Consider the following 19,716-nt stretch of genomic DNA (forward strand, 5'->3'; position numbering starts at 1 on the left):
CAGGATGCGGAGGGATGGAGCTTGATCTTTGAATGGAGCAGTGATGCCGGTGAAGCTTCGCCGCAAGGAGATGCTGTATGTCTAATCATCTCAGAGGCACAGGCACAGGGAGAGGGACTTCCGGCGGATTGGGCCGCGAGAGTCCGCCTATTGTCCGCAGCGGGCCTGTTCAGCGGCAAGCAGGGGCAAGTGTATATCCTGCCCGTAATGGAGCGGCCTGAGCAGCCTGTGGTCATTCTGGCCGGAGGCGGAAAGGGCCAGATGGGGATGCACGAGCTGCGGCAGCTGATGGCGCAGACTGCCAAGGCGGCTTACAGGCTGAAGGCCGCTGCGCTGGTTGTGCAGATACCGGCGGTACCGGGCGGGCTGAGCGGGGCGCTGAAGGCGGAGCATGCCGGCCAGGCCATCGCGGAAGGGCTGGTTCTGGGATCGTACCGCAGAAGACAATATAAGCTGGACCAGGCAGCCTATGCGGGTATAGATACGGTACATCTGCGTACGGAAGGCAAGAGCGAGGCAGCAGAAAAGGAAGCCTGGAGACAGGGCATCAAGCGGGGGAAGGCTTTCGGGGAGGCTGCCAACCTTGCCCGTGAGCTGACCAACCGTCCGGGGAATCTGCTGACTCCTTCGGGGCTTGCAGTGGCTGCTATAGAAATCGCTGAACGGCACGGGCTTCCGGCTGAAGTGCTGGATGAACGGGAGCTTGCGCTTAAGGGAATGGGCGGCTTGCTTGCAGTCGGCAGCGGCAGTGTGAATCCTCCCCGCATGATTGTTATCCGCTATCAGGGGACGAATCAATGGGAGAACGCAGTGGGCTTGGTCGGCAAAGGAATCACTTTCGATACCGGGGGCATCTCCCTGAAACGGGCACAAGGCATGGAGAGCATGTTCAGTGACATGGCCGGGGCCGCAGCCGTTCTGGCGGTTATGGATGCGCTGGGGCATTTGCGTCCCAAGGTCAATGTGGTCATGCTGATTCCGGCGGCAGAGAATATGCCGGCCGCGAATGCTTTTAAACCGGGCGATATCATTACTACCCTCAGTGGAAGAACGGTCGAAATCATCAATACGGATGCGGAGGGGCGGATCATTCTGGGAGATGCGCTTACCTATGCCCGGGAATGGGGCGCACAGCGGATCATTGACGTAGCCACGCTGACAGGAGCTGTGGTGTCGATTCTGGGAGATGTGGCTACAGGGGCAGTAACGAATGATCAAGCATTCCTGGAAGAGCTTCTGGCAGCCTCAAGGCTGTCAGGAGAGCACATCTGGCCGTTGCCTGTCTATCCTGAATTCCGGGAGCTGCTGACAAGCGAGGTTGCGGATCTCCGCAATGCTGCCGGACGATATGGAGCTGCCAGCACGGCGGGGCTGTTCATCGGAGAATTCGCCGGGGGATCGCCGTGGGTGCATCTGGATATTGCAGGGACTGCTTTTCTGTCTGCGGAACGGGGTGTGAATCCTAAGGGCGCCACGGGCGTAATGGTCCGCACCTTGCTGGAATATCTGCTGAGCGCTGCGGCTGAACCGGATTACCGCTCCCCTGAAGCCTAACCCGAATCGTCCTAATAGACAAAGAGCCGCAGATTCTCAGTTTCCTGAGACCTGCGGCTCTTTGTTCATTTGGAATCCTGCTTCTCATAACTGCGGGGATAGCAGCCTATTTACGGGCCTTCATCTGGGCAGTCAGGGATTGGACGCCATTCATAATCTTATCCCGTGTATTCTTATTCTTCAGCAAGTAGGCGGCTCCCAAGGCTACCGTTGTAAACAAAGTCTTCTTGGTGTTCATGGTGATTCCTCCTTGGCAATAGTCTGGTTGTTAAAAGCTTATAACTAACATACCCGCATGCCAAGGTTTCTAAACGAAAGAATATGAAGTCTGTATCCGCTAGAACTGCATCCTAGCGCTTGCTGCCCAGTGAAGCACTGCCGCAGGACAGAGGTGAATCCATCGCTGCTGCGGGGCAGGTCTTGCCCTTGTCACAGCCCGCACAGGCCCCCTGCTTGCCCTTCTGCACATGGCGGTAGATCATCCAGCCGGAATATCCGAATATTAGCGCCACAATCACAATATTAACGATCATTGCTGTCATCGCTTCCTCTCTTAATAACTTGGACTTGCTGCGGGGCTACGACCATCCGAGCAAACGTCCTCCTTGATAGATCACCAGTGACACGGTATATGCCAATATCAGAGAGTAACCCATGGAGAAGAATGTCCATTTCCAGGACGCAGTCTCTTTCTTGATAACGCCGACAGTGGCCAGGCAAGGAATGTAGAGCAGGATAAAGGCCATGAAGCTGATCGAGCTAAGCGGTGTAAAGACTGAAGCAATCTGGCCTTCCAGCCCTGCTGCATCCGGGGCATGGTAGATGATGTTCATGGTGGAGACCACAACCTCTTTGGCGAGGAAGCCGGGCACCAGAGTAGATCCCGCCTGCCATGTTCCGAAGCCGAGCGGCTGCAGCAGCGGGGCAATGAAGCCGCCGAATTTGGCCAGGAAGGAGTGATCCATGTCCACATTGAGGCCGCCAGGACCAGCGTAGGACATCAGCCAGATCAGGACCGAGCCGGCCAGGATGATGGTCCCTGCTTTGCGCAGGAAGCCCTTGCCCTTCTCCCAGGTGCTGCGGCTCAGTGTCTTGAGCTGCGGCATCCGGTAGGGAGGCAGCTCGATAATGAAGATAGACGTCTCATTCTTGAACAGATGCTTGGAGAAGAACTTACACAGAATCAGGGCGAATACAACACCCATCACATACATAGAGAGCACAGCTGTGGCCTGCTGGGCAGGGAAGAAGACCGCTGCGAACAGCAGATAGACCGGAAGCCGGGCAGAACAGGACATCAGCGGCATGAGCAGTGTCGTCAGCAGCCGGTCCTTGGGCTGTTCAATGCTCCTTGCAGCCATAATCGCAGGTACGTTGCAGCCGAAGCCGATAATGAACGGAATGAAGGCCTTGCCATTCAGTCCCATCCGTTCCATCGTGCTGTCCATCAGCAGGCAGACACGGGCCATATACCCGGAATCTTCCAGGAAGGAGATCATCAGGAACAGGATGAATATCTGTGGAACAAATACGAGCACGCCGCCCACACCGCCGATGAGACCATCAACGATCAGTGCGTGCGTGAATTCCGAAGCCCCGATGGCCCCCAGCAGCGAATTCGTCCAATCGCTGAGCTGACCGCCGATGAAGCCATCCAAGAGATCTGACAACGGTCCGCCAATCCAGTCAAAGGTAGTTTTGAACATCGCATACATAAACAGGACGAACAGGGGCAGTCCGAGAAAACGGTGGGTAAGGATGGAATCCAGACGTTCGGTCAGATTATGCGGTTTTTGCAGGGTGGAGTCTATAGCTTCAGCGCACACCTTGCGGATGTAGTCCATGCGGACCGAGCGAATCCACTGGGGAAGAGTGAGTGCAAGCTTCTCCTGCTGCAGCCGGGTCTGAGCGGTGTCTGCAATCAGCAGCAAGCCGGAAATATCCATCCGCTTCTTAAGCAGCTCCAGGATTACGGGGTTCTGCTCCAGCAGCTGGAGAGCAACCCAGCGGAGATTAGGCAGACCAGAGATCTTGTGCAAATGTGTAACAATGGAGGCTATGGCTTCTTCAGCGAGTTCGCCATAATTCAACTGGAAGGTAACAGGCGGGATATGGGAAGGCTGCTCCAGCACGCTAAGCACCTGACCGGTTCCTTTGCCTGTCCGGGCAATCAGCGGCAGCACGGGAATACCGAGCTGTTCCGTAAGAATGTCGGGGTTCACCTGAATGCCGCGCGCCTTGGCGACATCGGTCATATTCAGTCCGAGGATCGTCGGCTTGCCATACTCCAGCAGCTGCAGGGTAAGCAGCAGGTTCCGTTCCAGCTGCGAGGCATCGACAATATTGATAAGTGCTTCAGGGCTTTCTTCGATCAGATATTGTGCGGCTACGCCCTCATCACGCGAGAGGGGGTGAAGGGAGTAGATTCCCGGCAGATCGATGAGCTTCCCGGCTCCGTTCTTCAGACTGCCGATTTTTTTCTCAACCGTAACGCCTGCCCAGTTCCCCACATATTCATAGGAGGAAGTCAGGGTATTGAACAGCGAGGTTTTCCCGGTGTTGGGGTTCCCCACAAGTGCGATAGAGCTCATGAGACCTTCACCTCTATCATAGATGCTTCCTTCCGCCGGATAGCAAATAGCTGACCGTTGCATTCAAGCGTAATCGGACCCATGAACGGCCCTTTGCCCTTGAGACGGATCATTACACCCTCAGATACTCCCAGATCTGCTAGCCGGCGGCGCAAGATAGGGTTCATGCCTTCGATTCTTTGAATGGAGCCGGTAGAGCCTGGTTGCAAACGCAGCAAGGAGCAGGATGTTAGAGCCATTGTTATCCCTCCGAAAGAGACTGATAATCAATCTCAATGATTTCTTGTAATGTAGCATTTTACTTCCATTTATTCTGTGATTAATGTCATTGTTTCTGTTCGCGAAAATCGATATGAAGATTACTGAAATTTTCTTTACAATATCTTCTTCATTAAAGTATGATTGAACGATAATATAAGCATAGTACTAAAGAGATACCCCGAAGGGAGAACAGATTGTGAAGACTAATCATAGTAAAATTGTCGATTGTACCATCCGTGATGGGGGATTGGTAAATAACTGGGATTTCAGTATTGAATTTGTTCAGAAATTATATGCCGGACTGAATGAAGCCGGTGTTGATTATATGGAAATCGGATATAAGAACTCGCCGAAGCTGCTCAAAGGGGCAGAGGGTGCAGGCCCTTGGCGCTTTTTGAATGATGACTTCCTGCGCAAGGTCATTCCGCAAAAGGGGCATACGAAGCTGTCGGCTCTGGTCGATATCGGCCGGGTGGACGAGAATGATATTCTGCCACGCAGCGAGAGCATGCTTGATCTGATCCGTGTGGCTTGTTATAGCAAGGATGTGGACAAGGCCCTTCAGCTGGTGCAGACATTCCATGACCTGGGCTATGAGACGACCATTAATATTATGGCCCTGTCCAATGTGATGGAGAATGAGCTGCTGGAAGCCTTCGAGCAGATCCGCGAGAGCGTGGTTGATGTGGTCTATATCGTGGATTCTTACGGCAGCCTGGATCATAATGACTTTCATTACCTGGTAGAGAAGTTCAAGACACATCTGCCGGAGAAGCGGCTTGGTGTGCATACCCACAACAATCTTCAACTGGCCTTCTCCAATACGCTGATTGCAGCTGAGAAGGGGGTAGAGCTGCTGGATGCTTCCTGTTATGGAATGGGCCGCGCCGCAGGCAACTGTCCTACAGAGCTGCTGGTTACCCATCTGAAGAATACGAATTATACGCTCCGGCCTGTTCTGGATATCGTTGAGAACCTGATGATCCCTCTGCGGGAGAAGGAAGAGTGGGGCTATATCATTCCGTATATGATTACAGGAACGCTGGACGAGCATCCCCGCTCGGCAATGGCGCTGCGATCTTCGGCCGATAAAGATAAGGCGGTTGACTTCTACGACACACTGACAACACCCGAGGTCAATTTCGGGGACAAATAACCGTCTGGAAGGAGAAAGCACTGGCCTCTGTTTGTAGGCAGGTGCTTTTTTTCTGCCGAAGCGGCTTCCTTGCAATATTAGTAGGTGAACAATGTAACTTTACGGAGCTGTCTGGCCGATATTTATACATAGGACATCATACACATCCATCTGACTTTATAGATATTATTTTTAGACGCGAGGGACTTATGAGACAAGAAGAGAGAAAGACGATTCATGCGGCTATTCTGGGGGCTGTGCTATTCCTTCTGATCCAGATTTTTCGTACACCGCTGGGCCGAATCGAGGACAAGGATTTACTGATGGCCTTTTACCTTATTTTGGGCTGCTGTACTGTCGCGTTCGGTTTTGCGATTTTTGCCCAGGGCTGGCTGCTGTTCGCCAATAGTTTATCTAAGGCCAGACTGTACACCTCTGCATTGTTCCTGGGGGTGAGCATTTTTGATTTCCTGCATGTACTGGGGTTTGTAGGTATTCCCGGAATCACCTCGTATATCAGCCCGGAGCAGGCCTTATGGCTCCTGACGTTCTCCCGGCTGGCCAGTGCACTGGGGATTATGCTTATTTTCAGCAGAGAAGACCAGCTTGTAGGAAACGGCGTCAAGGGGAAGGTGTTCAGGAATGCTTTTGTGGTGATTCTGCTGTGTTTGGCTGTGTTTGGTCTCGGCAACCTGATTGTCTCCGGGCTGGCGGACGAACCATGGGCAGAAACGGCAAGAGACCTGATGAATATGGCGATACTGTTCGTCTATTTGCTGGGTGCTGCGATTATTATCTATCCTGGCAAAAGCGAAAAGTCAGCCTCTCTGCTGATTATTATCCGTTCCCTTGTGTTCTTCTCACTGGCTCAGGTCTTCTTCATGAATCTGTTCAGTGTCGGAGAATTGGATTATCTCTTCGGGATGCTCAGCAGCGCAGCGGCCTATTATCTTCTGCTGACCGGAGTCTACAGATTGACGATTGAGGAGCCATTTCAGGAGAACCAGCAGGCGGAAGCGCGGATTAATTATCTGGCGTACCACGATGAGCTGACAGGTCTTCCGAACAGACGCCGCCTGATGCAGCGCATGGAAGAGGTGGTGCTCCAGAGTGAGCAGGACAAAAGCCGCGGCTTCGCCGGGCTGGTCATTATGAACATTAACCACTTCAAGAATATCAATGACTCTCTTGGCCATTATGCAGGAGATCTGCTGCTGCAACTGGTCGCCCGGCGGATCGGGGATGAGGTTAGAGTCAATGAAGAGCTCTTTAGTATGGGAGCGGACGAGTTTGCTTTTCTGATGACGGAGCGGACGGGTCTGGAGAATTGTCTGGTCCGGGCGGGTGAGCTGCTGCGCCTGTTCGAGACACCGGTAGGCCTGGAGTCGGGCGAATACCATATTTCGCTGAGTCTGGGGGTAAGCATCTATCCCGGGGATGGAGATACGGCAGAGCAGTTGATACAGAATGCAGACACGGCGGTGCACAATGCCAAGGAGCAGGGGGTGGAGATCCGCCGCTATATTCCGGCTATGCAGATGAAGGCGAAGGAACGTCTCAAGCTGGAGAACGATCTGCGCCGGGCGCTGGAGCGGGGGGAGTTCTATCTGGTCTATCAGCCCCAGGTACTGCTTGAGACAGAAGAGATTGTCGGCATGGAGGCGCTGCTGCGCTGGAACCATCCCAAACGCGGCTTGGTCTCTCCGGTGGATTTCATTCCTATCGCTGAAGAGAGCGGGCTAATTGTCCCCATTGGGGAATGGGTGCTTAAGACGGCCTGTATGCAGAATAAAATGTGGCAGGATGCCGGCTATCATCCGATTTGCGTGTCCATTAACCTCTCGATGCGCCAGTTCCTGCAGCCCAATCTGGCCGGCAAAATTGATGCCATCCTGAAGGATATCGGTCTAGATCCCTGCTATGTGGATTTGGAGATTACCGAAAGTATGACCCTGGACAAGGAGACCGCCTTCGACCAGCTGAACCGCCTCAAAAGACTTGGCGTATGCATCAGCATCGATGATTTCGGCACAGGCTACAGCTCGCTGCATTATCTGAAGAATATGCCGATTGACCGCTTGAAGATCGACCGTTCCTTCGTATCCGATGTCATGGAGGACAGCAACAATGCCGCGATTGTCTCTACGATTACCTCGATGGCCCACCATTTGAAGCTCAAGGTCACCGCTGAAGGTGTGGAGAACAAGGAGCAGCTGCACTTTCTGCGCCAGCAGCATTGCCATGAGGCCCAGGGGTATCTGTTCAGCAAGCCGGTGAAGGCGGCCGAATTCGAACAGTCCTTCCTGAAGCCTCTGCTGGAAATGCCGTCGTGACCTAACCTCCGTTATCTGAATGTAATAGGGTTGCAATTTATTCGCAGTGATGCTACAATGTTTCTTGTACTCAATTCGAGTTGCGGGTGTAGTTCAATGGTAGAACTTCAGCCTTCCAAGCTGATAGCGTGGGTTCGATTCCCATCACCCGCTCCATATTTAACTTCCGAAATCCTTGTCCGCAAGGGTTTTTTTGTTATTTCGGAGTTGTTGCAGGGAACTAGAATGTGTGGATAATGCTGATCAGGGAGGATAGGGTACAGGGAAGAAGAGTAGTGGCAGGACGTGAGGGAGTACCTAGTGATAGAAGATACGTGAGTACATAGGGACAGAACATAAGGGATAGTACATACTGGCAGAACAATTACTAAATCTGCTGAAAGTAGGGTGCGGATTCTTTCAAAGGTAAAAGTCCCTCTAATTCGGCCTGAATTGGGCGATAGGTGAAAATGAGAGGGATAAATCCCTCTGATACGGCTGAAAGTTGGCTAAACGGGAAAATGAGAGGGATAAATCCCACTGATGCATCTGAAAGTCAGTTACACGTGAAAATCAAGGGGATAAATCCCACTGATTCCGCCAGCTGTGGCCATACGAGAAATTAGATGGCTGGATTGCAAAGGTGAGTAGTAGCACAAAGACTGCATACGCTCCAGCATATAAAACTTAGCCGAAAGTTGACGGTAAGCAGAAATGAGGAGCATTAGTGCACCTGAATTCGCCGAAAGTTGAGGGTAAGCAGAAATGAGGAGCATTATTGCACCTGAACTCGCTGAAAGTTGACGGTAAGCAGAAATGAGGAGCATTATTGCCAATGTCATTAAGATAAGTTCAAAGATAAGTTTGGAATTAATAAAGAGAATCCAAAACGGTATGGGGAAACGTCCTATGCGGTTTGTTTTTGGTGTAAGGAAGGAAAAAAGCGCATAGCAAACAAAGCGGATGGAAGATCCACTTAAAAAAATGTTCATGCGAACCGAATTATGCTACTCTGTAGACGAAGCTAATGGCGGATTTGCTACGTATTCTGCGTGTATTCCTTTGCCCAGGACGGGTGAGACGAATCGGCAACATATTTTTGCGAATCAAAGCTTCCACATCAGGCGGGGGTCCATCGCCCTTGGAGCGCAGGAAATGTCTACAGACGTGAACGGCCACCGTGAAGTTGACTTGGTAGAGGTGCCGTTTATCCTTTTGGGAAATGACTACGTGCGAGGTAATCATTTCAGCGAAATTGTAGAGGATCATTCTTGCGAATATCTCTTGGGTAATGGACTCTTGCTTCTTTGCGTGAAAATGGGTCAGACCGATGGTGTATTTTAAGGCCCGGAAAGAGGTCTCAATCCCCCATCGCAGGTGATACAGTTCCCGGAGTTCATCCGGTGAGAATTCAGCAGCCGGTAGATTGGTAATGACGGTTTCATAATCGCCACTGGGCAGGAGGAAACGAACCACCCGAAAGGAAATCGGGTAAAACAGGTTCTTTTGCATGTCCAGAAAATCAAAGCTAGAGGTGGCCGGAAGAATTTTATAGATTTCGGGGTGATCCCTGAACGCTTTCGTTCGTTTTTTAGTCAGCGTCAGGTGAATCTCCTGATCAAACGCCCCTTCAAAGGTCAAGTGCAAGCCCGAAAGAATGCCATTCGAATGCAAATCCTTGACCCGTATGACGTACTTCCATCCTTTCCGTTCCAGATGCGCGAACGTATTGTAGCTTTCCAATCCTCGATCCGCCAACACAATGACGTTCCCCTGAATAGGGGACCGATCCACCATCGTGGACAGCGCCCTTCCTTCGTTGCGCAGCTTTCGAGGTTGAAGGATGGCGTCCACGTAAATCCGGTTACAGAGGTCATAAGCAGCGTTCAAGTGCAGAAGGTTAAAGCCTTTCGAGTGGGGCTGACTTTGAGAATAGGTCAACGGGTCCGCAGGATCTGTTGCAATATGCAGATCGGAACCGTCAATGGCCAATAATCGATAGCCTCGATAATCCTTGAATTCCGTATGGGACGCGGTAAAGGTGTGAAACAAAGATTCGACCGCAGACGGCAAAATTTTATTTCTTTGCTGAACAAAAGCAGAAGAAGTTGCGGTGTTAACGTCATAGCCCTGCGATTCCAACAGTTCCTTATAGAGGCTGTTGCCGCCCATAAAGATCAGGGTTTGCATAACCATTTCAAAGGGTAGTTTTTTCGTTCGGGTAAAATCCTTTCCCGGGTTTCTGACGTAAGGCGCGGGGGCAGCCGCCATCTCACGGATGAGAGATGTCAGTCTGTCTTTCAGCGAATTTGCATAAGCATTCATTGGCGTAACCTCCTCGTTTTTTCAAGGGGCTTCGCCACACGTTTTCTACGGATTGTCAAGATTTTTTTGTGCAAAAAAAGAGCAGGCTATCTTTTCGATAACCTGCCTTTTTCTTGTTTTTGGCTCTATATCTTAACTTAATGACATTGGCATTATTGCACCTGAACTCGCTGAAAGTCGGCAGTAAGAGAGAATGAGCACAGGTGTCACAAGTCACACCGGCTACACCAGCCACAGCTAATTCATCTGTTGAAAAAGGCAGGCCCCCGATCCTTAGGGGGCCTGCCTTTGCTGATAAATGTGTCCCGATGACAGGTAAGCCGTCTGCCTTGGATGTTAGACGGTCTTCAGGAACTCGACCAGGGTCAGCAGGCCTTTGTCGAAGTTCTCCAGGTTGAAGTGCTCGTCCGGAGCGTGCAGGTTCTCGTCATCGAGTCCGAAGCCCATCAGGACGACCGGTGCCTTCAGTATGCGGGCGAAGCTCTCCATGATCGGGATGGAGCCGCCGTCTTTGGTGAAGAGGGCGCGGGTGCCGTAGACCTTGCCGTAAGCATCGGCAGCGGTCTGGAGGATCGGGTGCGACGGATCGATGTTGAAGGCACGCGCCTTCTCCATCTGCTTCACCTGAACCTTGGCGCCGCTCTGGATATGGGCCTTCAGATGGGCTTCAACGGCATCCAGGATATGCTGCGGGTCCTGGTCGCCGACCAGGCGGCAGGTAATCTTGGCATGGGCTTCCTTCGGGATGACTGTCTTGCTGCCTTCGCCTTGGAAGCCTCCGTATACGCCGTTCAGCTCCAGCGTTGGACGCGCGCCGACCCGTTCCACGAAGGTGTAGCCTTCTTCGCCATACAATTGCTCCAGGCCGAGGGCGGTCCGGATTTTGTCTTCATCCACGCCTTGCTTGGCGAATTCTTCGCGCAGCAGCGGGGACAGGGCAGGTACGCCTTCGTAGAAGCCTTCTACAGATACGCGGCCCTTGTCATCGTGAAGGGTGCTCAGCAGCGACACCAGCGCATGCAGCGCATTGGGAACGCCGCCGCCGTAGGAGCCGGAGTGCAGGTCAGTCAAGGCGGTGTTCACGGTGACCTCCATCGAGCAGAGACCACGGAGCCCGGTGCAGATGGCTGGGCGTCCGCGTTCCAGCAGAGAGGTATCCGAGACGAGAACGGCATCTGCCGCAAGCTTGTCCTGATTCGTTTCGAGGAATGGCGGCAGGTTGACACTGCCAATCTCTTCTTCCCCTTCGATGCAGAGCTTGATATTGACCGGCAGAGTGCCCTCTTGCTTCAGGATAGCCTCGATGGCTTTGATATGCATGAATACCTGGCCCTTGTCGTCTGTAGCGCCCCGCGCATACAGCTTGCCATCACGGATCTCCGGTTCAAACGGAGGCGTAGTCCACAGGTTCAGCGGGTCAACCGGCTGTACATCATAATGGCCGTAGACCAGAATGGTCGGCTTGCCGGGAGCGTGAAGGTAGTCTGCATAGATCACCGGATGACCGGCAGTAGGGTGCAGCTCGATATTCTCAAGGCCCGCACGCTTCAGGGTCTCTACCAGCCAGCCGGCTGCGGTATTGATATCTTCCTTGTGGCTGGACAGGGCTGAAATGCTGGGGATCGCCAGCCATTGCTTGAGTTCGGTGAGCTGGGCTTCACGCTCAGCCTGAAAGTAAGTTTCATATGACATTGTGGTTATGTACCTCCTTGGAATTCGCTGCTTAATACCACAGCTACCCGTATTATGCGGCAACATGCATAACGGAGGGTCTCTGCGGCTCAGGTTCGGCAGTGTAATGCATTCATTATACTGGAGATATCTCCATGGATCAAAAAAGGATTGACCCAGCCCTTCATCAGAGGTTGACCGGAGCTGCGCAGCCGGGGATACAGTTCCTTGCAGGCTGTTGATTACTGGCAGTAACCGTGATAGACTTACTTAGTTTAAGCAAAGGAACCGCCGGGAGCGGCGGAAGCGACAGGAGCGAAATTGTAGTGTCAATGAATATACCTGCAAGTGTTGAACCGATATATATTTATACGTATGCCCATTCACCGGATGAGACCTCGCTGTGCGGGATGGAGCTGCGCTGCCTGTTCGGCCGGGAGATCCCTCCGGCTATATTTGCAAGCGGGGTAGAGGTGGATGTCAGCCGCAGTCCTTTTATCAAAGAGCGGATTGATGTGATGTACGAAGGGGACACGCTCCCGGAGATCTACAAGCAGACGGAGCAGGTAGAGGTTACAGGGCGGAGCTTCAAGGTTATTTTTGTGAAGACTAATGATCTGGCTCCTGAACATAAAATCGAATACGGTGAGCGCAGAGTGATTGAGCGGGAAATCGGCCTGCGGATTGAGGGAGAGGCGGATGTGAACCATCCGGAGCTGGTGTACGGGATTGTAACGCTCGGCGGACGCTGGTACTTCGGCCCTTATCATAAGAACAATGCCACCTGGTTCCGGCAGATGCACAAGCCCCGCAGCTACTCCATAGCGCTCAGTACACGGGTAGCCCGGGCGGCGGTCAATATGGCGGTTCCGCGCATACCCGGTGTGAAGCTGATCGATCCCTGCTGCGGAATTGGCACAGTTATGGTGGAAGCTCTGTCGATGGGAATTGATGTCGTCGGCCGTGATATTAACCCGCTCATTGCTGCTGGTGCACGGACGAATATCGCCCATTTCGGCTTCGAGAGTGAGGTCACGCTTGGAGATATTGCAGACATTGAGGAGCATTACGATGCGGCTATCGTGGATATGCCCTATAACCTGTATTCCCGGATTACCCCCGAAGAGCAGTTTGCGATTCTGAGCCATACGCGGCGGATTGCGGACAGAGTGGTCATTGTAGCGATTGAGGCGGTGGATGAGATGATTGCTGCGGCCGGTTTTACGATTGTAGACCGTTGTGTGGCGCGAAAAGGTGCGTTCTCCCGTCATCTGATGCTGTGCGAGTAGAACGCCTTGAATTAAGGGCGTAACTAAATCCGAGTGAAGGCGGTGTGCTTATGGAACCGAAATGGTTAACCTGGGCCAAAGAAATTCAAGGGATTGCCCAGACAGGACTGACGTATGCCAAGGATGTATATGATATTGAGCGTTATCAGGCGCTGCGGGAGCTGAGCGTGGATATCCTGGCGAACTATACGTATGAGAGCAAGGAGCGTATCCGGCTCTCCTTCGCGGGCGAAGGCGGGTATAGCACACCTAAGGTGGATATCCGGGGAGTAATTTTTCAGGATGATAAAATTCTGCTCGTACACGAGAAGCTCGACGGAAAATGGGCACTGCCCGGAGGGTGGGCGGATATCGGCCTGTCACCAAGCGAGGTAGCGGTGAAGGAGATCGCTGAGGAATCCGGCTACCAGGCGGAAGCGGTCCGTCTGCTTGCCGTGCTGGATAAGAAGTTCCATCAGCATCCCCCGGAGCCGTACCATGTCTACAAAATGTTCATCCTCTGCAGAATTACCGGCGGGGAAGCGGCGGGTGGTGTGGAGACGAGCGGTGCGGGTTTTTTTGCCGAGGATGCATTGCCCGAATTGTCTGAAGAGCGCAATACGGCGGAGCAGCTGCACACCCTTTTCCAATATTTACATCATCCCGAAAAAGAAGTAATATTGGACTAAAGGACTGCATATAATGGATAACCAAGAGTGTATATAAGTTTTATGGATACATTTTTTGGTTAATATTATTTATGTAAGCCTTTACAGTGATCATCCGCTGAGCCTTTATATCTAAAAAAATTATCGAAAACATCTCTTTTTGGGCCTGGCGGTCTACATTTTTTCCTCTGCTTTGACGATAAGAATTTTAGGAGGGGATCGCATGGAACAAGAAGAGCTAAGACTTCCGCTTGCGCAGGAGGGGATGACCCGGCCTACAGAGGGCAATATTGCCACGGGCCTGGTGTGGGGTGTCCTGATCAGTATTCCCTTATGGATCTCGTTGATCGGCTGGATGATGGGCATCTGGAAATTCTAAGACCCGTCCGCAGCAGCTATATTCCACTACTAAACTTACACATATACAATGAAGGCTGCCTCTTCGAAGTGAAGAAGCAGCCTTTTTATGCTGAAATTACAAGTCGTTGTTGATATGCACCAGCTGGAAGGTCTCGCAGACCACCCGCATATCCGGGTTGAAGGGCTTGCCCTCACGTTGCAGCTCCCTGGTGAAGTACACTTCATGCTCGTAGCGCCAGGATTCGAGGCTGCGGTCATCCTCCCCTTCGGAGTATGCAAATTCAGCGGTTACCTCAGCGAACGGAACGACCTCCACCTTCGTTGTTTCGATGATCGCACGCGGTTGCCCCTGACTGTCCAGCAGGATGGATAACCCGCCTGTAAAAGGCATGGCCAGCCCCTGTGCTTCAATCAGCTCGTAATTCTGCGCGGTTCCTGTCTTGATTCCGCTCAGAACCAGATCCAGCAGCTCATCTGCCAGCCGGGGATTGTCGCCGAATGCCCAGGCGCTGTCGAATTTGTCTGCCGCTTCCGGATGCTTCACCAGATAACTATCCCAATATTTTGCAATTTCCGGGGTTAATGTCATTACGGTCACCTCTACCTTAGATTTGTAAGTGTATATTCATCTATCGTGAAGCCAAGCCGATTCCAGTTGGGCGAGGACGGGAGAGCAGTGCAGATCAGTCCGCTTCGCTTAACCAGCCGCTATACAGGTCATCAAGCTTCTGCTGTGCAGCATCTCTCATTCCTTGCAGCCCGGCCAGCTTCTCTGCATTGCTCGACAGCTGCGGGTCCAGCATCTCGGCATCGATAAGAGCAAGCTGCGCTTCCGCTGCGGCAATGTCCTGCTCCCACGAAGCCGCCGGACGCGGCTTGCGGTTCGGACTGGCAGGGCCGGAGGGGGATGCTTCTGCCCGCCCGCTTGCCGTGCGGGTCTTGCTAATGCCGACCCCGGAAGGTTCCGGCTGGATGACCTCCTGCCGCCGGGCGGCTTCGGCCTGCTTTTCCTTATAGTACTCGTAGTTGCCCGGGAAGGAGGAGAACCGTCCGCCGTCAATATGCCAGAGCTTGCCGAAGCAACGGTTGATGAAATAACGGTCATGGGATACCGCCAGCACGGTGCCGGGGAACTCCTCCAGCGCTTCCTCCAGCGCTTCGCGGGAATCGATATCCAGATGGTTGGTCGGCTCATCCAGAATGAGCAGATTCGGCCTCTTGTGCATCAGAATAGCGAAGCGCAGCCGGGTCCATTCTCCTCCTGAGAGATTGGTGATGCTTTTGAAGACATCGCTGCCGTAGAAGAGGAAGCGGGCCAGCTGGCCGCGGGCTTCGCCTTCTTCAAGTCCGGCCTCCTCGCGGAAATACCGCAGCACGGAGTGGCCGCCCTCCTCCGGCACAGCTTCCTGGGCCAGATAACCAACGACAGCTCTGGAAGCGAGCGTACAGCTCCCGCTGTCCGGTGTCTCCTGGCCAAGGATGATCTTCAGCAGGGTGCTTTTGCCTGCTCCGTTGCCGCCGATCAGTGCGGTGGTCTCACCGTATCTGAGAATATCGCTGGCGGCCGAGAAAAGCCTGCGCTCCCCGTAAGACTTGCTGATCCGGTCCAGGATGACGACCTGGTTGCCGGTCCGGTCCTCCTGCTGGAGCTGCAGATCCATGGACTTGCGCTCCAGGATCGGGCGTTTGACCTTGACCATCCGGTCCAGCGCCTTCTGCATGGACGCCGCACGGCGGTGGAAGGAAGGGTTCGGCGGATTGGAGCGGTTGCCCCATTCAATCAGCCGTTTGATACTCTCCTGCATCTGCTTGATCTTCTTCTGCTGCTCCTGATAGTCAGCGAATTGCTGAAGCAGCCTGGCTTCCTTCTCTACCTGATAGCCGCTGTAGTTCGTATGGAAGGTGAAGGCCTCCCCGTCTTCAATCTCGATGACCTTCTTCACCACGGCATCCAGGAAGTAACGGTCATGGGAGATCGCCAGTACCGTGCCGTCATAGCTCTGCAGGAATTGCTCCAGCCACTCAATAGCCTCCATGTCCAAATGGTTGGTCGGCTCATCGAGCAGCAGGATGTCGGGACGGCGCAGCAGCAGCTCGGCCAGCCCCACCTTGGTCTTCTCCCCGCCGGAGAGGGAGGAGAAGCGGCGGTCGTATTGCTCCGTTCCAATCCCCAGCCCTGAGGCTACACGCTGGATCGAGGCTTCCAGCTCATAGCCGCCTGCGGCCTCGAACTTCTCCTGAAGGGTACCGTATTCCTTAAGCAGCCGGTTCCAGGCCTGCTCGTCTTCGCCCGCACCGGAGGAAGACATCTCCTGCTCCAGCTCCCGCAGGCGGCGCTGCCAGCCGAGCTGCTCCGCGAAGCTGCGCTGAAGTACGGCATAGACTGTGTCGCTCTCGTTCACCTCCTGAATCTGGGCAAGCAGACCGATGACGCTGCCCCGGCGGATGGAGAGCTGCCCTTGGTCCGGGCTTTCCTCCCCGCTCAGCAGGTGGAAGAGGGTGGTTTTTCCGCAGCCGTTGCGGCCGATCAGGCCGATTTTTTCGCCTTGGCGGATATCGAAGGTGACATCGCTCAGGACGAGCTGGGCACCGTGGTATTTTTGGATATTTTGGCATGAGATAATCATCGTTAGGCTCCTTTTATTAGAATGCCCTCTGCTCGCCGCTTCTGGTTATCCGAATCCTCCGGTCAAAAGCACATAAAAAAGCCGCAGGGAAATTTCCCTGCGGCCTGAGAATTCTTCGGGTTAGGACATCCGTTGAAGTGTAGGCGAGAAAGGCATTTCACAATGTTGTAGTGTTATTAAGTTCGTGTAAATGGACAGACTTCTCCCGTTGTCCGATTTCACATGAACGATGCCAGACATGATATTAATCAGCCGGCTGCTAACACTGTTGGTCACATTGCGATCCATTCTCCTACACCTCCTTTGTGATAAATGTAAAGCTAGTGTAACCAAAAATCCCGGAATAAGCAAGGGAGAATTATTCCCGCAGAGACATAAATGCATGGTTCTGCAAGTAGTATGGAGTGTGGCAAAGGGGCGTTGCCCTTATAACGGCTGCGGGAAAAGAGGAGAGCTATGGCGATTTTTAACGGATTGCTGGGCAATGCGACCCAGGTCGAGCTGGGAGAGGTGCAGCGGGAATACGGACGGATTCTGGCTCCGGATGAAAAGATTGAGCGCGCTTATAAGCTGGTCCGGGACATGTTTATTTTCACAGACAAGCGGCTGATTCTTGTAGACAAGCAGGGGATGACCGGCAAGAAAACCGAATACCACTCTGTTCCTTACAAAAGCATCACCCATTACTCTGTGGAGACGGCGGGGCATTTCGACCTGGATGCGGAGCTGTGCCTGTATATCTCGGGCGCGGGGCTGCCACTGAAGAAAACCTTCAATAAGTCGGTCGATATCTATGAGGTGCAGGCTGTGCTGTCGCAATATATTCTGAAGTGAGGGGGGAGCACAGACAGGGCGTACTATGGCTGTAGCCTGCTGCAGCTCCATCTAACAGACGGATAAAAGAGATGCCAGGCCTTGGCGGATTCCATCCGGAAATTTGTGCATGGCTCACAAAATAAGCGGCAGCAAATGTACGGTCCTGCGCAAACCGTTGACAGAGGTTCCTGGCCTGCTGTTAAATGACACTAACTTAATTAAGCGGCAGGGAAGGGAGGCGGAGGTGAACATGAGCAGAGGACCGGTGACCGGAACGAAAACGATGGTGGTCAGCCCGCACTATCTGGCCTCGGCAGCGGGCGCGCAAGTTCTGGCTAAAGGCGGCAACGCCTATGATGCGGCCGTTGCAGTCAGCGCGGCGCTGGCTGTGGTCTACCCGCATATGACCGGGCTCGGCGGCGACGCCTTCTGGCTGGGGTACAGCGCCAGTGAAGGACGCGTGCGGGCCTACAACGGCAGCGGACGCTCGGGCTACGCCGTCCGCCGGGACTGCTATGCCGGGGAGGAGGCCATTCCCCGGCGGGGTGTGCGCAGCGCCATTACGGTACCCGGAATGGCGGATAGCTGGTCAGCCGTCCAGCGGGAGTATGGACGGCTGACCCTGGCCGAGGTGCTGGAGCCGGCTATCGGCTACAGTGCCGGGGGCTTTCCGCTGTCGCCGGATCAGCATGGCGGCAGCGTGCTGGCCGGAGCCGCGCTGTCGTCTGAAGCGGCGGCGGTGTATCTTCCCGGCGGCCGGATACCGGCGGCGGGAGAGCGGTTTGTGCAGCGGCAGCTGGCCGGGACGCTGCGGGCGCTTGCGGCGGGAGGCCGGGATGCTTTTTATAAAGGGAGCATTGCGGAAGAGATCAGTGATTACATGCAGGCTTCCGGCGGGTACCTGACCCGCGATGATTTCGCGGACCACCAGGGGAGCTGGGAGGAGCCGCTCCAGACTGAATACCATGGGCATACCGTCTATCAGGTTCCGCCGAACTCGCAGGGCTTCACAGCGCTGATGGCGCTTAATATCCTGGAGCATTATAACTTTGCGGAGATCAGGCACGGCTCCTATGAGTATTATCATCTGCTGGTGGAGGCGCTGAAGCTGAGCTTCCGTGACCGCGACCAGGTGCTCACCGATCCGTCCTTCAGCAGCATTCCGCTGGACCGCCTGCTGAGTAAGCCTTATGCGGCACAACTCGCGGCGGCGATTTCTCCCCGTAAGTCGCTTGCTCTCAGCAGCGAACCTGTTGGAAGGGATACAGCTTACGCGGCGGTGGTGGATGAAGAGGGCAACGCGGTGTCATTCATCCAGAGTCTGTATTTCGAATTCGGGTCGGGGGTGGCGGCCGGGAATACGGGAATTCTGCTCCAGAACCGCGGGTCCTTCTTCTCGCTCGATCCTGCCCATGTCAATACGCTGGAGCCGCACAAGCGCACCTTCCACACGCTGATGCCGGCGATGGCCTGCCGGGACGGGAAGCCGGCTTATCTCTATGGCACACAGGGCGGTGAAGGACAGCCGCAGACGCAGACCCTGCTGCTCACGCGCATGCTTCACTATGGGATGGACCCGCAGACTGCGGTGAGTGAACCGCGCTTCGTCTGGGGCAGAACCTGGGGGGAGCCGACTCAGGAGCTGCGGATCGAGAACCGGGTGGCGGAAGAGGTGCGGGCGGAGCTGGCGGAGGCGGGGCATCTGGTCCGTGAGGCACAGAGCTATGACGGGGTGATGGGGCACGCCCATGCGATCTCGATTGACGGTAACGGCTACCGCAGCGGGGGAACGGACCCTCGATCTGATGGAGCGGCTATCGGGTGGTAGAGGGATTGAATGGGTGACGGGAGTAAGGAAATAAGGGAACTGGAAGACAGGAAGACAGGAAGACAGGAAGACAGGAAGACAGGAAGACTAATAGAGCATCAGATTTCAGCTTGTGAAAATTACTTTAACTATTCGCTTTAACTAATCGCTTGCTAACTAAACATTTGCTGAATTTTTGCCGCGCCCCGATCAGGGTGCAAGGGGGAGGCTTAATTGCAGTCTGTACAACTAATTCCTCGAATGTGCCGCCGAATCTCCGTTTAGCTGTATTTCGTACAATTAAAATGCCGCTGTACTTGG

General features: G+C 53.8%; 16 protein-coding genes and 1 tRNA gene. 9 read left to right on the forward strand and 8 right to left on the reverse strand.

Features of this window, described 5'->3' with window-relative positions; translation table 11 throughout:
- Positions 1-21 precede the first annotated feature (21 nt).
- Positions 22-1,554, forward strand: a complete 1,533-nt coding sequence (locus MKX51_RS05420; protein WP_340991472.1) for a leucyl aminopeptidase — start codon at positions 22-24, stop codon at positions 1,552-1,554.
- Positions 1,555-1,660: 106 nt separating this feature from the next.
- Here the strand turns inward: MKX51_RS05420 and MKX51_RS05425 are convergent, their stop codons facing one another.
- The 4 genes from MKX51_RS05425 to MKX51_RS05440 all read right to left on the reverse strand — a co-directional run bounded on the left by MKX51_RS05425 (position 1,661) and on the right by MKX51_RS05440 (position 4,384).
- Positions 1,661-1,792 (reverse strand): hypothetical protein, encoded by a 132-nt coding sequence (locus tag MKX51_RS05425; protein WP_256707444.1) that lies wholly within the window; start codon positions 1,790-1,792, stop codon positions 1,661-1,663.
- A gap of 112 nt (positions 1,793-1,904) precedes the next feature.
- On the reverse strand, positions 1,905-2,096 hold the full coding sequence (locus MKX51_RS05430) for a FeoB-associated Cys-rich membrane protein (RefSeq protein WP_340991473.1): 192 nt from the start codon (positions 2,094-2,096) through the stop codon (positions 1,905-1,907).
- Positions 2,097-2,132: 36 nt separating this feature from the next.
- Positions 2,133-4,145 carry a ferrous iron transport protein B gene (feoB, locus tag MKX51_RS05435; RefSeq protein ID WP_340991474.1) on the reverse strand — a complete coding sequence of 671 codons (2,013 nt, stop codon included), beginning with the start codon at positions 4,143-4,145 and terminating at the stop codon, positions 2,133-2,135.
- Complete coding sequence (locus tag MKX51_RS05440) at positions 4,142-4,384, reverse strand: FeoA family protein (protein WP_339222940.1); 243 nt, start codon at positions 4,382-4,384, stop codon at positions 4,142-4,144. Before MKX51_RS05440 ends, feoB begins: the two co-directional genes overlap by 4 nt.
- A gap of 218 nt (positions 4,385-4,602) precedes the next feature.
- Between MKX51_RS05440 and MKX51_RS05445 the strand changes: the two genes are divergently transcribed.
- The 3 genes from MKX51_RS05445 (at position 4,603) to MKX51_RS05455 (ending at position 8,030) form a co-directional block, all read left to right on the forward strand.
- A complete protein-coding gene (locus MKX51_RS05445) occupies positions 4,603-5,562 on the forward strand; it encodes an aldolase catalytic domain-containing protein (protein ID WP_179090501.1) in 960 nt (319 codons plus the stop codon).
- Positions 5,563-5,750: 188 nt separating this feature from the next.
- Complete coding sequence (locus MKX51_RS05450; RefSeq protein ID WP_340991475.1) at positions 5,751-7,874, forward strand: putative bifunctional diguanylate cyclase/phosphodiesterase; 2,124 nt, start codon at positions 5,751-5,753, stop codon at positions 7,872-7,874.
- An 82-nt stretch (positions 7,875-7,956) separates the two neighbouring features.
- Positions 7,957-8,030: transfer RNA gene (locus MKX51_RS05455), tRNA-Gly, on the forward strand.
- A gap of 825 nt (positions 8,031-8,855) precedes the next feature.
- On the opposite strand, the gene MKX51_RS05460 is transcribed toward MKX51_RS05455, so the two are convergent.
- Together MKX51_RS05460 and MKX51_RS05465 are read right to left on the reverse strand one after the other, a co-directional pair.
- The gene (locus tag MKX51_RS05460) at positions 8,856-10,178 is read right to left on the reverse strand and encodes an IS4 family transposase (protein WP_340991476.1); all 1,323 of its coding nucleotides are present in this window, start codon (positions 10,176-10,178) and stop codon (positions 8,856-8,858) included.
- A gap of 336 nt (positions 10,179-10,514) precedes the next feature.
- Complete coding sequence (locus MKX51_RS05465; protein ID WP_340991477.1) at positions 10,515-11,870, reverse strand: dipeptidase; 1,356 nt, start codon at positions 11,868-11,870, stop codon at positions 10,515-10,517.
- Between the two features lie 311 nt (positions 11,871-12,181).
- Between MKX51_RS05465 and MKX51_RS05470 the strand changes: the two genes are divergently transcribed.
- The 3 genes from MKX51_RS05470 (at position 12,182) to MKX51_RS05480 (ending at position 14,164) form a co-directional block, all read left to right on the forward strand.
- Positions 12,182-13,138, forward strand: coding sequence for a TRM11 family SAM-dependent methyltransferase (locus MKX51_RS05470; protein WP_340995509.1), 957 nt, complete (start codon positions 12,182-12,184; stop codon positions 13,136-13,138).
- Positions 13,139-13,188: 50 nt separating this feature from the next.
- Positions 13,189-13,806 (forward strand): NUDIX hydrolase, encoded by a 618-nt coding sequence (locus MKX51_RS05475; protein ID WP_340943239.1) that lies wholly within the window; start codon positions 13,189-13,191, stop codon positions 13,804-13,806.
- A gap of 202 nt (positions 13,807-14,008) precedes the next feature.
- The gene (locus MKX51_RS05480) at positions 14,009-14,164 is read left to right on the forward strand and encodes a hypothetical protein (RefSeq protein WP_156949647.1); all 156 of its coding nucleotides are present in this window, start codon (positions 14,009-14,011) and stop codon (positions 14,162-14,164) included.
- Between the two features lie 96 nt (positions 14,165-14,260).
- Here MKX51_RS05480 and MKX51_RS05485 read toward each other — a convergent pair whose 3' ends face one another.
- Both MKX51_RS05485 and abc-f read right to left on the reverse strand, forming a co-directional pair.
- On the reverse strand, positions 14,261-14,734 hold the full coding sequence (locus tag MKX51_RS05485) for an ASCH domain-containing protein (protein WP_340991478.1): 474 nt from the start codon (positions 14,732-14,734) through the stop codon (positions 14,261-14,263).
- A 94-nt stretch (positions 14,735-14,828) separates the two neighbouring features.
- Positions 14,829-16,772: a ribosomal protection-like ABC-F family protein gene (gene abc-f, locus MKX51_RS05490; RefSeq protein ID WP_340991479.1), complete on the reverse strand. Its 1,944-nt coding sequence runs from the start codon at positions 16,770-16,772 to the stop codon at positions 14,829-14,831.
- Between the two features lie 456 nt (positions 16,773-17,228).
- Between abc-f and MKX51_RS05495 the strand changes: the two genes are divergently transcribed.
- The gene (locus MKX51_RS05495) at positions 17,229-17,606 is read left to right on the forward strand and encodes a PH domain-containing protein (protein WP_340943235.1); all 378 of its coding nucleotides are present in this window, start codon (positions 17,229-17,231) and stop codon (positions 17,604-17,606) included.
- A 232-nt stretch (positions 17,607-17,838) separates the two neighbouring features.
- The gene (gene ggt / locus MKX51_RS05500; RefSeq protein WP_340991480.1) at positions 17,839-19,416 is read left to right on the forward strand and encodes a gamma-glutamyltransferase; all 1,578 of its coding nucleotides are present in this window, start codon (positions 17,839-17,841) and stop codon (positions 19,414-19,416) included.
- Positions 19,417-19,716 lie beyond the last annotated feature (300 nt).

Source organism: Paenibacillus sp. FSL M7-0420, assembly GCF_038002345.1.
Classification (GTDB): domain Bacteria; phylum Bacillota; class Bacilli; order Paenibacillales; family Paenibacillaceae; genus Paenibacillus_AQ.

What these genes read in the sequence shown, in the direction of transcription:
- MKX51_RS05485 (WP_340991478.1), bottom strand. Translation starts at nt 14,734, where the DNA reads ATGACATTAACCCCGGAAATTGCAAAATATTGGGATAGTTATCTGGTG.
- MKX51_RS05430 (WP_340991473.1), bottom strand. Translation starts at nt 2,096, where the DNA reads ATGACAGCAATGATCGTTAATATTGTGATTGTGGCGCTAATATTCGGA.
- MKX51_RS05460 (WP_340991476.1), bottom strand. Translation starts at nt 10,178, where the DNA reads ATGAATGCTTATGCAAATTCGCTGAAAGACAGACTGACATCTCTCATC.
- MKX51_RS05440 (WP_339222940.1), bottom strand. Translation starts at nt 4,384, where the DNA reads ATGGCTCTAACATCCTGCTCCTTGCTGCGTTTGCAACCAGGCTCTACC.
- ggt (WP_340991480.1), top strand. Translation starts at nt 17,839, where the DNA reads ATGAGCAGAGGACCGGTGACCGGAACGAAAACGATGGTGGTCAGCCCG.
- MKX51_RS05450 (WP_340991475.1), top strand. Translation starts at nt 5,751, where the DNA reads ATGAGACAAGAAGAGAGAAAGACGATTCATGCGGCTATTCTGGGGGCT.
- abc-f (WP_340991479.1), bottom strand. Translation starts at nt 16,772, where the DNA reads ATGATTATCTCATGCCAAAATATCCAAAAATACCACGGTGCCCAGCTC.
- feoB (WP_340991474.1), bottom strand. Translation starts at nt 4,145, where the DNA reads ATGAGCTCTATCGCACTTGTGGGGAACCCCAACACCGGGAAAACCTCG.
- MKX51_RS05425 (WP_256707444.1), bottom strand. Translation starts at nt 1,792, where the DNA reads ATGAACACCAAGAAGACTTTGTTTACAACGGTAGCCTTGGGAGCCGCC.
- MKX51_RS05495 (WP_340943235.1), top strand. Translation starts at nt 17,229, where the DNA reads ATGGCGATTTTTAACGGATTGCTGGGCAATGCGACCCAGGTCGAGCTG.
- MKX51_RS05480 (WP_156949647.1), top strand. Translation starts at nt 14,009, where the DNA reads ATGGAACAAGAAGAGCTAAGACTTCCGCTTGCGCAGGAGGGGATGACC.
- MKX51_RS05475 (WP_340943239.1), top strand. Translation starts at nt 13,189, where the DNA reads ATGGAACCGAAATGGTTAACCTGGGCCAAAGAAATTCAAGGGATTGCC.
- MKX51_RS05470 (WP_340995509.1), top strand. Translation starts at nt 12,182, where the DNA reads ATGAATATACCTGCAAGTGTTGAACCGATATATATTTATACGTATGCC.
- MKX51_RS05465 (WP_340991477.1), bottom strand. Translation starts at nt 11,870, where the DNA reads ATGTCATATGAAACTTACTTTCAGGCTGAGCGTGAAGCCCAGCTCACC.